The sequence below is a fragment of the Streptomyces chartreusis genome, from assembly GCF_008704715.1.
Taxonomy (GTDB): Bacteria; Actinomycetota; Actinomycetes; order Streptomycetales; family Streptomycetaceae; genus Streptomyces; species Streptomyces chartreusis.
In genome coordinates, this window is record NZ_CP023689.1 from 5,688,311 (window position 1) to 5,703,104 (window position 14,794).

The 14,794-nt window shown below is 63.8% G+C and carries 10 protein-coding genes; 4 read left to right on the forward strand and 6 right to left on the reverse strand.

Annotation, left to right across the window (positions count from 1 at the left end):
• Positions 1–219 precede the first annotated feature (219 nt).
• Together CP983_RS24975 and CP983_RS24980 are read left to right on the forward strand one after the other, a co-directional pair.
• Positions 220–747: a GntR family transcriptional regulator gene (locus CP983_RS24975; RefSeq protein ID WP_150501922.1), complete on the forward strand. Its 528-nt coding sequence runs from the start codon at positions 220–222 to the stop codon at positions 745–747.
• Positions 748–750: 3 nt separating this feature from the next.
• Positions 751–1,518, forward strand: coding sequence for a GntR family transcriptional regulator (locus tag CP983_RS24980; protein WP_150501924.1), 768 nt, complete (start codon positions 751–753; stop codon positions 1,516–1,518).
• Positions 1,519–1,528: 10 nt separating this feature from the next.
• Here CP983_RS24980 and CP983_RS24985 read toward each other — a convergent pair whose 3' ends face one another.
• Positions 1,529–1,837 (reverse strand): helix-turn-helix domain-containing protein, encoded by a 309-nt coding sequence (locus CP983_RS24985; protein WP_150501926.1) that lies wholly within the window; start codon positions 1,835–1,837, stop codon positions 1,529–1,531.
• A gap of 1,224 nt (positions 1,838–3,061) precedes the next feature.
• Here CP983_RS24985 and mobF point away from each other — a divergent pair.
• Complete coding sequence (gene mobF, locus CP983_RS24990; protein WP_150501928.1) at positions 3,062–7,192, forward strand: MobF family relaxase; 4,131 nt, start codon at positions 3,062–3,064, stop codon at positions 7,190–7,192.
• 257 nt (positions 7,193–7,449) lie between these two features.
• Here mobF and CP983_RS24995 read toward each other — a convergent pair whose 3' ends face one another.
• The 4 genes from CP983_RS24995 to CP983_RS25010 all read right to left on the reverse strand — a co-directional run bounded on the left by CP983_RS24995 (position 7,450) and on the right by CP983_RS25010 (position 9,976).
• Positions 7,450–7,851 (reverse strand): hypothetical protein, encoded by a 402-nt coding sequence (locus CP983_RS24995; RefSeq protein ID WP_150501930.1) that lies wholly within the window; start codon positions 7,849–7,851, stop codon positions 7,450–7,452.
• Positions 7,848–8,306: a hypothetical protein gene (locus CP983_RS25000; RefSeq protein WP_150501932.1), complete on the reverse strand. Its 459-nt coding sequence runs from the start codon at positions 8,304–8,306 to the stop codon at positions 7,848–7,850. The genes CP983_RS24995 and CP983_RS25000 overlap by 4 nt, the downstream gene beginning before the upstream one ends.
• 87 nt (positions 8,307–8,393) lie before the next feature.
• On the reverse strand, positions 8,394–9,239 hold the full coding sequence (locus CP983_RS25005; RefSeq protein WP_150501934.1) for a helix-turn-helix domain-containing protein: 846 nt from the start codon (positions 9,237–9,239) through the stop codon (positions 8,394–8,396).
• A complete protein-coding gene (locus CP983_RS25010; protein WP_150501936.1) occupies positions 9,236–9,976 on the reverse strand; it encodes a DUF6879 family protein in 741 nt (246 codons plus the stop codon). The genes CP983_RS25005 and CP983_RS25010 overlap by 4 nt, the downstream gene beginning before the upstream one ends.
• A 1,026-nt stretch (positions 9,977–11,002) precedes the next feature.
• On the opposite strand from CP983_RS25010, the gene CP983_RS25015 reads away from it, so the two are divergent.
• Complete coding sequence (locus tag CP983_RS25015) at positions 11,003–13,039, forward strand: tetratricopeptide repeat protein (RefSeq protein ID WP_150501938.1); 2,037 nt, start codon at positions 11,003–11,005, stop codon at positions 13,037–13,039.
• 582 nt (positions 13,040–13,621) lie between these two features.
• Here CP983_RS25015 and CP983_RS25020 read toward each other — a convergent pair.
• Complete coding sequence (locus CP983_RS25020; RefSeq protein ID WP_150501940.1) at positions 13,622–14,200, reverse strand: hypothetical protein; 579 nt, start codon at positions 14,198–14,200, stop codon at positions 13,622–13,624.
• Positions 14,201–14,794: the final 594 nt, after the last annotated feature.

A 14,794-nucleotide genomic window follows, 5' to 3' on the forward strand; every position in this document is an offset into this window, starting at 1 on the left:
CTGCAACCGCTCCCGGGGCTCGGCCTGCGTCGACGCAGACCGCCACGGAGCGCGGAGCAACGGAATATCGCGTGCAACCAGGGGAGGCCCTGGAGGCACGCTTACTAGCTTAGTGAGATGTTCATTAAGCTAGCAAGCATGCATGGTGAAAGACTCATCAAGCCAGCAGGCGGTTATCGTGGGAGCAGGCCAACGAAGGGTGTAGCCGTGCCAGGTCGCATGTGGGAGTCCGACTCGGTCGCCTACCTGACACCGCGTGGTGCAGGGGAGAGCGACGCCTGGAGCCAGGAGCTGGAGCGTCACCAGCGTCGGGGTTCGCAGCAGATCGTTGACGTACGCGAGTTGGAGCCACCGCCGTCGATCGCCGCGGCCCTTGACCTCAAGGCCGGCGAAACGGCTGTTGTGCGGCGACGGATCATGCACCTGGACGATCAGCCCGTCGAGCTGACGGATTCGTACTACCCGGCAACTATCGCCCGAGGCACGCCCCTCGCGGAGAGCCGCAAGATTCCTGGAGGTGCCGTCACTCTCGTGGCCAAGCTCGGCTTCACGATCAGCGAAGTCAGCGAGGACGTGACTGTGGACATGCCGAGTCGTGAGGTGCGGGAGGCGCTGCGCCTGGACGAAGGAGAACCCGTGCTCGTGCTCACGCGTACGAGCGCCACGGCTGATCAGCAGCCAGTGGAGGTATCCCAGATGACCATGCTTCGTGGTCATCGCCTCACCTATCGGACCAAGGTCGGTTGATCCATGGCGAAACACACGGACACCCGCCCGGCGCATCACAGAATCTCGGCAAAGATCCGCGCCGAGATCATGTCGGGCGATCTCGCAGCAGGCCAGCAACTGCCGATCACGCAAGACCTCGTAACGCAGTACGGAGTCTCCAGCCAGACGATCCAGCGAGCCCTTGGGCTGCTGAAGGCCGAGGGCTACATCGTCGGCCGGTCCGGCCTCGGTGTCTTCGTACGAGACAGCCCACAGCAGGCATTCGACAGCGTCGCGACGATGCCGGCGGCCCGGGACGGCGAGCCGTACGTGTGGATAAAGGAAGCCGCCAAGCAGTCGAAGGTGGGGACCAACAGGATCCTGCGCGTCGCGGAGGTCGTGCCGCCGACGCAAGTCCGCGACGCTCTCGGGCTTGAGCCCGGTGAGACGGTTGCGATGCGCGAGCGTCTGCTGCTTCTGGACGAGGACCCGGCCGAACTGGTCTGGTCCTACTACCCCATGGACATCGCCCAGGGCACCGCTCTCCTCGAACGCAAGAAGATCAAGGGCGGTTCGCCCACACTTCTGGCCGACAAGGGCTACCCGCCACGAGAGATGGTCGACAGGGTGTCCTGCCGCCCTCCTACCGAGGAAGAGTTCGTCGGTCTGGAGCTGCCGACGGAAGTGCCCGTACTCAGGACCCTTCGCGTCGTCTACTCGGACAACGCCAAGCCCATCGAGGTCACGGTCATGGTCAAGGCCGCGCACCTCCACGAGCTGCTGTACCGCGTCTCGCTCGACCTCGACTGAGCCGGCCAACTCAAACCACCTCGGCAATGGCGGTCCCGGCACGCCACGAGGCCGTCCAGTCGGCCACGTCCACGAGCTCCCCGGAGCGGGTGACCGACTCCATCAGCATCTCTATCGCCCTGATGGGCACGAGGATGCGGCCGCGGATCTTGATCCCGGGGAATTCGCCGTCGCGGATCGCGCGCCACAGCGTCTGGTAGCTAACGCCTAGTTGCTCGGCGGCTTCAGCGATGGTGACGGCGAGCCGATCGGGTTTGGCGCCCCGCCTGACGCGCTGCAGCGTCACAACGGGGGCGGGGTACTCCGTCTGGTCTTGCATCGTGTCTCCTGGGTGCTCAAGGGTGATTTCCCGGGCCTCCGAAACGGATTCACAGGGTGCAGGAACGCACCGTGATCCGGCTTCTCCGCCCTTGATTTCCTGACACTGACACGAACTGCAAGCGAAAAACGGCGAGGAGCATCGAACTGCTCACAGGGCGGGAGGCTTTCTTTTTGACCTCCCGTCGGGCGGGAAGCGGCGAGGCTGCGCAACTCGGAGTCGGGGGCAGGGAAATAGCGACGGCAGCTCTCGATGGAGGGAGCACCCTTCCAGGCAGGCAGCCCGAAAACGGGTGGACACAACTTGGGACCTGTAGGGCGGTCATCCCGAGGGGCAGGCGCACTTGAACCGGATAGACGCCTCGTCTTCCGGCGCTCGGGCGCAGCCATGCCGAAGCACGTGATCTATGCAGCAGAGAGTGACCAACTCCGCTGGGCCGGCCTGCGCGGGGACCTAACGCCTCGCAGACTACAGGGATTACAGGCTAAATCGCTGACCAGGTACTTCGTGCCTGTCCGGGGCTACAGAGCAGGGACAGGGATTACAGGGTTGAAGCTTGTTAGCCCTGTAATCCCTGTACCAACGCTGCACTCATCACTGTCGACGTTTCCGCAGGTCGGCGATTTGCACTGTAACCCCTGTCGGGTCGGGACGTCGGAGGCATGAACCTGCTCCTAGCAGTCACGGAACGTGATCGCGTCGACAGCGAGGTGGGCGGTACTGAACGGCTCCGTGGACTTCTTCGAGAAGCTCCAGCCGGCCGTCCCGGACGGCCTATGGGCTTCGGCTCAAGTCGTACGCGAGCGTCACGCATGAGGCCGGTACCCGCCTGACGGGAAGCAGAGAAATTAGTTCCCGTCCCACGGCACATTCGAATGTCTCGGCCGTTTTGGCCTTGCGATCGGCGCCAATATCAGGGCATCAAAGGCCGCCGGAGGTCACCATGATGCCCAGTGAACAGCGGATTGAAATCCGCCCTCAGATCGAAGAGTTGAGCCGCAGTGTTCACGACGAGGAGAGGAGAGCCGCTGCTGCAGAGCCTGTCGGGACCGCTGCGCGGCCCTTTGAGTACGGAACGTCGATGGTGGCTGAGCACGGCGCCGTTCGTTTGATCGAAAAAGAGCAATGGACAAAGGGGGTTCCCCTCCAGGGGAACCCCGGTGAGCCGCGCTGCGGGCGCAGCCGGCAACGCCTTGCAGCGGCCTGCAACCGAAGGGGCGGCCGGTGGCTTGGCTGACGAAGATCACCGCCGACCGGCAGGTGGAGTACCGACTGCGACAACAGGCTGGGTGTGCCGTGGTGGCATCGGCCGGGGGAGAACCCGTCGTCATCGATGACACCGAAGACGCCGCCCTCGACTACCGACTGCGGCCCGAGGGCGGAGCCGACTTGATCTGGTTGGGCCAAGGCCTCGAAGCGGTGGGTCTTGTCGAAGGCGCGGTGCTGAACGAGGAGGGTAAGAACGCAGCGCGCCGGCTCATGAACGGCTGTCATCCGGCGACGGGCGCACGTCTGCTCAGCTCTCGGACTTCTGCCCAAACTCACCCGAAGGCACAGTTGACGACCGCGCGCGTTGTCGAAGCGATGGCGAAAGCTGCCGAGGAAAAGGGTGTGGAGTCCGCAGCTCTGCTGGACGGTAAGCCCAAGCAGAGACGCGTCCTGGAGCGGTTGCAGCGGATGGTGCATCGCCGGGGCGAGGCGCACCGCATGCAGGTGGAGACGCTGCACAAGCTCGTTCGCGCCGCGGGCCTCGCACTCGCCGACATCTTCGACGAGAAGGAACTCGCTGAAGCTTGGGCTCACAAGGACCTACGCGTGGACCGCCGTGTGCGCGGTTGGGACTGCGTCCTGGACCTGCCGAAGTCCGACAGCCTGCTACACGGGCTTATGGATCTGCCCGACGAGCGGGAGTTGCGCGCCATCGTTCACCAAGCCGCCCGCGAGACCTTCGCCCAAATCGAGAAGTGGTGCGGCTACGCGGTCGGTAGCGAAGACGGCCTGCCGACAAGGCTCGTGACCGGCGGATTGATGGCGTGGGTCGTCGAGCATCAGAGCGCCCGCCCGGTACGCGCTGGTGACCCCGGAGACCCGCACCTTCATCTACACGTCACGATCATCAATCTGGGCCTGTGCGAGGACGGCAAGTGGCGCTCCATCGCGAACTCGGGCAGCGACCTGCACCGGCATGCAGCTGCTGCGGACGCCTACTTCAAGGCCCGGGTCCGATCACTGCTGTACGAGCGCTTCGGGGTCCGGCGTGAGCGCAACGAACGTACGGGCGCGTGGGAGGTCTTGGGGATTCCATCGGCCCTACGCGACGTGTTCTCCCGCCGGGGCACGCTCGTCGACGAAGAGGCCGGCGCTGACGCGAGCCGCCAGGAGAAGGCGGCGGTGTCGATGGCGACCAAACGCGACAAGCTCGATGCCGACGCAACGACGATGCGCGCCAGCTGGCGTCGGCGGGCGGAGGCGGCGGGCATTGATCTTGATGCGATGCTGGCTGCAGCCGCTCCTGGACCTCGCGGCTCGAACGGTCAGGCAGGTGCCACCGAGCGTGGCCCAGCGCCACGAATACCTCCGCCGGCCGACCTCGCCGCCCTCGTCTTCGACCCCAGGACCGGGCTGACCAAGGCGCGAAAGTCCTTCAGCCGCGCGGAGCTGCTCGCGGCCGTGGCCAACGCGCTGCCGTACGGCATTGACGGCGCCCCGGACCGCTTGGAGCAACTCGCTGATCTGGTTCTCGCGGTCGAGGGGTACGCGGTGCGCGTGCCGTCCGTGGGCTCCGCCGTCATGTCATTGACAGACCGCTACACCACGCAGGACATCCTCGATGCCGAGGACGTTGTCCGTACACATTCACTGACCCGCTTCAACGACGGCTCGGCCCGGCTCAGCGAGGCCCAAGCCGCCCAAGCCGTCGAGAGGTTCCAGAGGGCCGTCGGCTGGCCCCTCTCGGAGCAGCAGAACACGACGGTGACGCGCCTCATCACTGCCGGGCACGGCATCGAGGCCGTAGTCGGCGCCGCTGGGGTGGGGAAGTCGACGCTCATGGAGGCGTGCCGGATCGCCTGGGACCTCACCGGCACCACGTACGCAGGCGCTTGCCTGAGCGCAGTCGCCGCACAGAGCCTGTACGGCGTCTCCGGCATCCCCTCGAAGACCATCGCGGCTTGGCTCGGCGAAATCGAGAACGGCAATGGCCTGCGAGGTGTCGACGTCCTCTGCATCGACGAGGCCACGATGGTCGACGACAGGACCGCTGCCGTACTAATGGCCGAGGCTGAGCGCACCGGAACCAAAATCATCGCGATCGGCGACCACCTGCAACTGCAGGCGATAGGTCCAGGCGGCTGGTTCCGAGAAACCCACCGCCTGGTCCACGGGCTCACGCTCACCGAAAACCGCCGCCAGGAGGACGCTGCCGAGCGGGCTGCGCTGGAGGTCTGGCGCACCGGCGATCACGAACAAGCCCTGTGGATGCTCGCCGACGGCGGGCGCGTACACGCCGCTCAGACCGCTGACGAGGCCCGCTCGCAGATACTCACGACCTGGGACGAGCTACGAAAGGGCTGGCCCGACACGTACGACCTCATCGCGAATATGGCCGTGCTCGCCGCTCGCAACAGCGATGTCGACGCTCTCAACATCGGGGCCCAACAGATCCGCCGGGCTGCAGGCGAGCTGGGCGCCGAGCACCGGTACGCGCTGCCTGGTGGTGACACTCTCACCCTCGCGGTCGGCGACGCCGTCAGGGTGCGAGCCAACGACTACCGGTCGAAGCGCGGCGAAGGCCCCGACCTCCTGAATGGATACCGGGCCGCCATCACAGCGATGGACGAGAATCACAACGTACAGATCAGTTGGCGTGTGCACGTTGCCGGAGTTGAAGAGCCGCGATATGAGTCGGCGTGGGTGACGCCGGAAAGTATCGCGTCCGGCGCACTGTCGCTGGGCTACGCCATGACGATCGCAGCAAGCCAGGGTCTGACCTGCGACACGGCGCTGTTGTACGGGCACGGGGCGAATGCCTTCGCTGTCTATCCAGGCATCACCCGCGCCAGGCGCGCGAACCATCTGTGGCTGCCTCTCGGAGTCCTTGAGGATGAGCAGACGCAGGCGCGGCTCGGTGCAGCCCGCAGCGAGAAGGAGCTCCTGCAGCGCGCCATCGCCGCATTTGCCCAGTTCCTCGGACAGTCGAGGCCGGACAGCATGGTCTCGGATTCGTTCTACGAGCCGCCGGCCCCAGCCCGCCTACCACTGCAGCGCGAACTCGAAGCTGCCGAGGCCCGCGCGGAGGTCGAGCGCAGGTTGCGGCGGACATACGTGGCAAGCACACTCGCGCCATCCGTTGAGCAGGCCGAACACCAGGCCCGCAAACGGCGGCTGGCTGCCCAAGCTTGCTCCACTTCAGACCAGCACACCACCGTCTTGGCCGACGCCGTCCAGTCGCTGCGTGACCACAACCCACGCGAAGTGGTCCGGCGGATCGCTGAGGCCTTCGGCACGGAGACGCCGCCGCGTGAGCTGGACGACGCAGCGGCATTCCTTGCCCAGATCCAGCGAAAGGCGAGGGAAGTTGATGCCCGCCTCGAAGCTGTGGAACGAATGCGGTTCCAGCCAAGTGGAGATCAAAAGCGGCAGTTGGCGCGGATGCAGGAGGAGCGGGAGAGGCTGGCCATCCCGTCCTGGAAGCGACGTCCTCACGGAGACGTCGAGGACTTGGCCCAACGCCTCGAAGAGGCAGTACGCGAGTCTGGCCGAGCCGCCGCCGCGGCGGACACAGCAGCGGAGAATCTTGCTGAACTCATCGCCCAGGCGACGGCGAGCCGTCAGTCCCGTGGGCAGACATACGCTGCCGAGGCGAATCGCCTCTTGGACCAGGCAGAGGCACTAGTGGCCAGAGGCAGCGCCGATCCTGGAAACGCGGGGGGCGCTGGGTGGGAGGTCATCCGCTCCAGCCCTCTCGCCAACGCGCTCGGTGCCTCGCAGCAGGTTCCGGAGAGGATCGAGGACATCGCCGCCAGGCTCGCCGAGATGCGCGTCAGGGCGTCCCGGCTCGCGCACGACGCGGACAAGCAGAGCCAGGAAAGACTGGCCCTCATGCATGGGCTACTTGTCCGCGAGCGGGAGGCCGCGCAGGCGTACGAGGAGACTGCCAGAGACCTAGAGGCGGAGATGAACCTGCGCGACAGGATCGCGCGGAAGCACCCCGTACTCCATGACGAGGAGACGAACGCCCGCCGCATGCTGCATCGGGAGCGGAGGCGAGAGAAGGGGAAGCAGAACAGGCATCACGAGGACCAGGCCGTCGTCGCTCAGAACCCGCAGCCGACGCAGCACCGTGGACCGCGTTGAGTTGGCCACTGGAGCGACAGCGCCCTTCCCGTTGAGCTGCAGCAGTTGGATCGCTGCGCGATGCGCTCGACGGAAGAGGCCAGCAGCGAGACCACGTGCTCGGCCACTCACGCCCGCAGCATGCCGCCCCTCGTACTCGAATCAACCGGCGATTCGCTGCGTCCTACGAGGTCGGGGGGCGGCCGTCCCTGACGGGGGCAGGGACGGCCGCGCTGGCCCGCTGCCGGCGCGGTCGGCGACGCTGCTGGCAACGGGAGCTACATGCGGGTGCCGACCGCGATCCGTTCGTTGCACGCGAGGACCGGCATCGAGCGCATCAGGATGAGCAGCCGCCGTTCGTCCAGCTCCTCTACTGCCGCGAGGGTGTGGAGGCCGATGCCCACCATGCCCAGCACGAGGCCAAGGAACGCACGCTGAGCGTCGTCGAGGCCTAGACCGTACAAACGGCCCATCAGTCCCTCCCAGTGACACGCAGGGCCGTTCTCACCCTCCACAATGAGGAGTCGGCGGACGCTGTCCAGAGCGAGAACCGTCCCCTCTTCCACCAGCGCCTGGGCGGCAGCGCGATCTCGGCCCTTCGCGGACGTCGCAATCAGCAGTTCGCCGAGCGTTGGAGTGCCAATCTCGCCTGTAGCAGGCGCGGCCAGAGATGTGGTCATGGTGCCTCCGCGGGGAGTCGGTACCCGCCAGGGCCGATCGCGGCGGCGAGCACTGCAGGGTCGGTGAGTAGCCCGGAACCATCGGGACGCGTGATCCACATGCGGCCGTCGATGTGCCAGCCCGTCGGGGGGCAGTGCAGGCGCCAGCCCGGTGGCTGCACCAGGAGCTGACGCACGTCGGCCATTTCCTCGGCCGCGTCGAGCGGGACCAGCCACCACAGCTTGTCTGCCTCGGGGGCGGCGAGGACCGGGCCCCGCTTCTGTGCGGGGATGCGCATGACGACGGGGTACCGGGTGGCGAGCTGCGCCTCGGCGACCAGCCAGTGAGCGCCGGAGGCGATCGGGGCGAGCGTCTCCGCGTCCCACGCCGTGCGTACGAGGTCCGGGCGTGCGGAGCAGTCGGCGAGCCACGCATCCCCAGCCTCGTACTGTTGGGCGAAGTTCGGTAGGGCCATGGCCAGGACCGTAGGCAAGGCGATTGCGGGTCTGTGCGGCGATTGCGCGGGATTGCGTGCGTAGGCCGGGCCGTTGCCTCGGGTTGCTTACGACAGGTTGAGAGCGGCGCTCGCGCGGCCGATGAGCCGGTGTGCAGTGGCGTCGTACACGGCCGAGTCCGCGAGCCAGTCCCATGCCCGCTCGTACAGCGAGACCGATTCCTCGTCGTCGAGCCACATTTCCGTGCTGAGGGTCTCGACGATCACAAGGCGGCGGTCGTAGATCCAGAACCCGTGCGAGGGGCTGCGGCGCAGCTCGGCAGCGAAGGGGATGATGCCGAGCTGTACCGTGTCCATGCCGACCATGGAGCGGAGCCGGTCCAACTGCGCGGCCATGACCGGACGGGGGGCGTTCAAGGCGTACAAGGCGCCCTCCCACAGCAGGACGCGGAAGCTGCGCTCAGGCTCGTACAGGGCCTGCTGGCGACGCATGCGGGCCCGGACAGCGTCCTCGATGTCCGCGGTCGGGACGCCGCGGAATGCGGCGTTGGCAGTGAACACGGCCCGCGCGTACTCGGGTGTCTGGAACAGCCCGGGGATTCGGATCACCTCGACGGCCCGCAGCTCGTTCGTCTGCTCCGTCTCGACCAGCCCTTGCTCCTGGCGGGCGCGGTGCCCGTTGGAGTACTGCTTGCGCAGCGACCGGTAACGGGTCTCAAGCCCGGCGAGGCGCCCGGTCAATTCGGCTATGACGTCGGCCCGGCCGGCGGCTTCGGCCCATGCGGTGAGGTCGTCGCGGCTCGGGGTCTGCTTGCCGTTCTCCAGGCGGCTGACTTTCGAGCGTTGCCAGCCGAGGCGTTCGGCGAAGTTCTTGCCGTTCATGCCCGCCTCGGTGCGCAGTTCGCGCATGCGCGCACCGAGGGCGACGCGCCCGGATTGGTAGTCGCTGCTCACGCAGTGGAACGTACCCGCTCGGCGAAGTCGGCGGCAGTCAGCGCGTGATGCCAGGCGGCGTCGCGGGCCTGGCAGGCGGCGAGTACCTCGGTGGGGTCCTCGGAGACGATGACGCCCATGGTGGTGTCCTGCTCGTCGAACACGAAGCGGAGCATGGTGCGGGAGTCGATGAGCCAGAGGTCGAACTCGGGAAGGCCTAGGCGCACGGCATCCGCCCGCCACAGGTAGCGCACCTCGTCACCTGCGGCCACGCTGCTCGGTGCCCGCGTCAGCAGGAACTCCTGCCCTTCCGTGAGCGGCTGGTCAACGATCCGGACGCGGCCGAACGTCTTGCCTTGTGCGACCTGCTCGATGACGTTGCGGCGCCACGCGTCGGGTTCGTCATGGGCCACGTCCTCGCCGGCCTTCCAGCGGGCCCACGCCGCGCTGCTTCGGTCGGTGGCGTAGCCGCGGCGGGTCTCCAGCCGCCACGCGGTGTGCTTCAGGTCGGTGAAGACGTGCGCCGCGTCGCTGAACGGGATCACCTCGGATGGCGCGCTGTGCGGGGCGAAGCGGGCGAGGAGTTCGCGTGGCACCCGTACGAACGTCTCGGAGGGCTTCACGTCCCGCAGTTGGGCGATGTGCTCGGGGTCGGTGACGACGTCACCCTGCACGAGGATCTCGCCCGTGCCTTCCACCTCGTAGAGAGTGGGGCAGTCACCGCCGTCGCTGGTAGTGCCGAGGAACCTGAGCGCCATGTCGCCTCCGCGTCCTGGTGGGTTGAAGGTCCAGGATGCGGGGTGGCCGCACGGCATCGCTCGCGGATTGCGACAGATTGCTAGCCGAGAACGTCAGCCACGGAAGGCTCGCAATCGGGGCCCGACGGCCGCTCTTAGCGCTGGGATGCAGACTCAACAGGAACCGCCCGCGCGACAGGCCCCCGGGCACCTCGAACACCCAACGAGCCACACGCAGCCGACTGAGTTACAACCTTCTTCACTGGTTCAAGGCCCGCGCACGGCGCGGGCCCGCGCCGCCTCTGCGGCGCGGCCTGCCTCCTGTCTGCGCCCCGGCTGGCCGCGCCCGGCGGCGCGCTGGCGAGCTACGGGCATGAATTGGGAGACACCCTCTGTGGCTGGGGCGGTCGGCTCCACGGCTTTAGGCAGCCACTTTGGGGCGAGCCTCGAAGATCATGGCCCCAACGTCGTGCTTTAACGGGCAGGTCCACAGACTGCCCGACGCGCCGGAAGCTTACGGGGCCATGATCACTCGCCCCAAAGCAGCTCCAGCCCAAAGCCGCTACGCCAACCTCAACGATCCGGCAAACTACCTCATTGGGTGCGGCCGCAACGGCGCGCGCTCGGGAAGCTACGGGAGGACCTGTGTCGACAGCAATCAAGCGCAGTGTTGCAGCTGGTGCATCAGTGGTCATTGCAGCTGCGATAGGGCTGGTAACGAACATTGCTACAGACCGACCAAACGTTGCTTGGTGGGTAGCCCTAGGGGCATTACTCATAGTCGGTGCCGGAACTCAAGCATTTCTCACGAGTAGCGAAAGCCAGGGTGCGAATATTTCCGCCACGGGTAAAGGCAGCATAGCTGTGGGCGGTTCTACTCATGGGTCAGTCAGTACACGAATACGCGGGTCGATGCAGTCAAGCCCGCCGCCAAGCACACAAGACGGCATCGTTTCTCAAGGACCCGGCAGTATCGCGATCGGCGGAGAAGCAGAGGGTGATATAACCACCGATATTGACGACGCATAACAGGGGTAGGGACAAGAAGTGCGACAGAAAAAGGTAACGGCATCCGGAGATGCGGCAGTTGCGGTGGGTGGTGATGTTCGAGCGCCGATCATCACCAACCCTGAAATACATTTGAAGCTCGACGGGTCGCCTAGTTTCACCCCGACCGAATGGCCGAAGGTACATGAAGTTGACCCACTCAAACTGGGGGTCCACAGGTCCCGCACAATCAAGAGCCACCCCATTCTGCCGCCGTACGTATTGCGCGATGCCGATCGCGAAGTAGCGGAACGAATGAAGTATGTTTCCACCCACGGAGGTATGGTTCTACTGACCGGTGATTCCACATCAGGCAAAAGCAGGACGGCATTTCATGGAATTCGGCGATGCATGCCAAATCATACGATATACGCCCCTAGCCGCGGCACCAAAATAGCCGAATTGCCAAAGCGGCTAAAAGACTCCCCAGCAGCCCCTTTCATCCTCTGGCTGGACGACTTGGAGGGATTCCTTGGAAATCAAGGAATGAATCCGGCCCTACTTGATTCATTAGAGAGGTTAAATATTGCTATCGTCGCAACAATGAGGGACGAGCTGTTTGAAACGTACGCAAATTCACGACCATACAAGGATTCCGGAGAGGAGAACTCTTCTCGACAAATCGGAAATCGCCTGCTGCGAGCGGTGGAGCCCATATTTATCGGCCGAATCTGGAGTGAACGGGAGGTTGATCGAGCCTCGAAAGCTGGTGATGAGCGACTCGCTGATGCGGTGACCCACAGCAACATCTACGGCGTCGCTGAGTACGTGGCTGCCGGGCCTAGCTTGTTGGAAGAGTGGCAGAGAGCCCAACGCGTGAGTGGGCACCCCCGAGGTGCCGCACTTGTCCAAGCGAGCGTTGACCTGGCCCGCGCTGGATTCAGCGGGGCTGTCGATATCGATGTCCTCCAAGACCTACATGAAAAGTACCTAAGCAGCCCAACACTTAGGCCTGAAACTTGGGATGAGGCCAAGTCATGGGCAACGAAGGTTCGACACGGCGTATCCGGACTATTGATCCCAGGAGAAGAATATGAAGGCATGTGGCGTGCGTTCGATTACCTTCCAGACTCAATTTCTCGCTCCCGGCAGGACAGGTCAGACGTTCCTGACTTTATATGGAAAGAAGCCCTAGACCTCTGTCCCGACAATGACGATCGTTGGCTCATCGGTATGCACGCCTACATGGCCGGAAGGAATGACTACGCCGTAGCGGCTTGGGAGCCGCTAGCGAGAGACGGAAATGGAAGCGCTGCCGCAAATCTCGCGTCGATCTACCTAGAATTGGGAGACAGTGAGACCGCCCGGTACTGGCAACAAGTGGAGTTGCAGGACGAATTCCACACAACCGTAGTGCCGTACAACCCAGCCACTCCCCTATATAACCCGGAAACTGGGAAGATCTCCATTGGCACTTACCGAGACGGGAAAGTGGTGGAAATTGCACTACATCGGCCAAATGTTGGCGTACTTCACGGAATTATTGCGGGAGGGAAGGGTATCGGAAAGAGCAACAATCTAACTCTAATTCTACTTGGTGCGCTAACAAGCCTGAAGTACTCCCTATGCCTCATCGATTGGTCACCTGAGCAGAAGCACTTCCATCCGTTCATCGAGAAGGACGCGGCTCTAAGATTCTCAGTGGGCGACCTAGAGTCTTCGCTGGGAATTCTGTCGGGCGCTGTCCGCGTCATTGAATACAGGAAGATCAATGGGGGTGACTACCTAAACCCGAGCACCGAGAAGCCCGGGATTATCATCGCTGTCGAAGAGGCGCACCGCCTACTTCAACTAAGCGGCGAAGCCAGATCGCTGTGCCTAAAAATTGCGCAAGAAGGAGGGCCTGTCGGCGTGAGTTTGTTCATCACCGTCCCCGACGCATCGCTGGGCAGCTTCGGAGGTAGCGCAAAGCTTCAGGAAGAAATGACAAGGGATGACAATTTTGCATTCTATATGGGCGTAGTCGATGGGCTTCGGATGATGCGGGATGCCAAAAAAGCGCAATCTGACGGAGATTCCGAGGACCCGTACGCATAGCAATTGAGGGCTCTGCGGGAACTTGGATTATTACGTATATGCAGCACCAGAAATGTGAAAATGCCCCTCCCGGGCCGTCCTCCGTGGAAGGGCGCTCAACGATGACCAACGCTGACAACTGTCGACAGCTCAGCAGCAGGTCAGGACGCTGATCGTTTAGGCGGGCGCAGGTCACGGCCGCCAATGATCAGTCGTGGCACAGCACACCGCCACAACCGCACCAAACCCCCGGCTTCGCCTGCACCAACCTGCGGACTCCGCTCACGTTGAACATCCGCCCACACATCGACAGGGCCCGAAGTAACGCGCCCTCGGTCACAGACGACGCCTTCGGCGGGGGATCGGCCGGCACCGGGCGGGAGGGGGCGCCGTTCCGGGCCGCGGGCACATCGTAGTGAGCGTAGTGGGCTCCCATCCCGTCCACCGTCGACCCAGGCAGAGCCGAGCAGACGCGGCCCATGGCGGAGGGGACGGGAGCGAGGGCGGATAAGCGAGTGCGGGTTGTGGGCCCTGCCGACATCACCACAACGATCGTCCTCAACGTACTGGAAGCCTAATTTTCCTGTTGAAGCTGCGGCAGCCTCACGTTGCCTTCGCTCCCCGCTCTCTCGCTTCCCTGGCAATGTTCATCTCGCGATGCCACTTTCCCCTGCGGTGTCTCGTTCGGAGCAATTTCTCCCAGTCCGCAGATTTTCCGTTCTCAATTCTCCGCCTCGCCGCATCCAAGCCCGTCCAATGTTTATCGAAATCCCGCTCGAACGCATATCGGGTAACGGTGAGGTCATAAAGCAGGCGCTCCAGATGACCCAGCATATTTTTCAGAAGTCTCAGACGCCACAAGCTCAGATCTTTAAGCTTCTTCGTTTTATCGTTATTTGCAGCACTGCGAGTTTCATTGAACGCCACCACCCATTGCCCATGGGCGAGAGAATTCCTTAGGCTAAAAAGAGGAGTGATCCAGTCGCTTAGAACTTCACTGATACCCCTATAGTACGCTTGAGCCGTGAAATCTAGTCGATTAGGGATGTTTCGCGACGGGACGTTATAGCGAACAGAGAACGCCTCATCGACCGCTCTCTGCCAACGCTCGGCAATGGATTTTTCATCCATCACGCGCTTCTCGGCGTTTTCCGGAAAGTAAAGAGAGGTAATGAGAACCATGAGACGGTCCTCCAAAGTTGCGGCTAGAATTAGCGCACAGGCTTTCGTGAGGGAGTCGACCTCGTGACCATTTCCGCGACGTATCGCTTCCTTGCAGGATCGACTCGTTACCTCGAAGGCTGTTTCGAGCGCGTCAAGATTGCGACGATGTGCCGAGTTTCGGCGATGGCGCTCCACCCCATCTCCCCCCTCCTGGTAATTCTGCGGTCGACGCAATGCACCATTCCGATGCACTCCGTCGACCTCGGAATCGAACCGAGGAACTCTCGCGCAATGCGAGTGTGTTCTTGAAGAGTTGCCGACCTTCAACTCTTTAGCACCATTACACCAGTCGACAATTCCTGGGTATCTAAAGATGATCGGGACGCCCAGGTTACCGACACATTATCACTTGCGTATCACCGGCGAGAGATAGTGATCGAATCTGCCTGGCCTCGGCCCGTGTCCGGTCAGTCAGTGCCGGGCTTGAACGGTACGTCTGCGAGGTGGAGCGTGACCTGAAGCCAGGCGACGTGCCCCGGACTCGGCGGATTCTTCGGGGCTACCGGGCGGACCTAGTGGCGAGCGACCCAGCGAGACATCGAACTCGCAGAC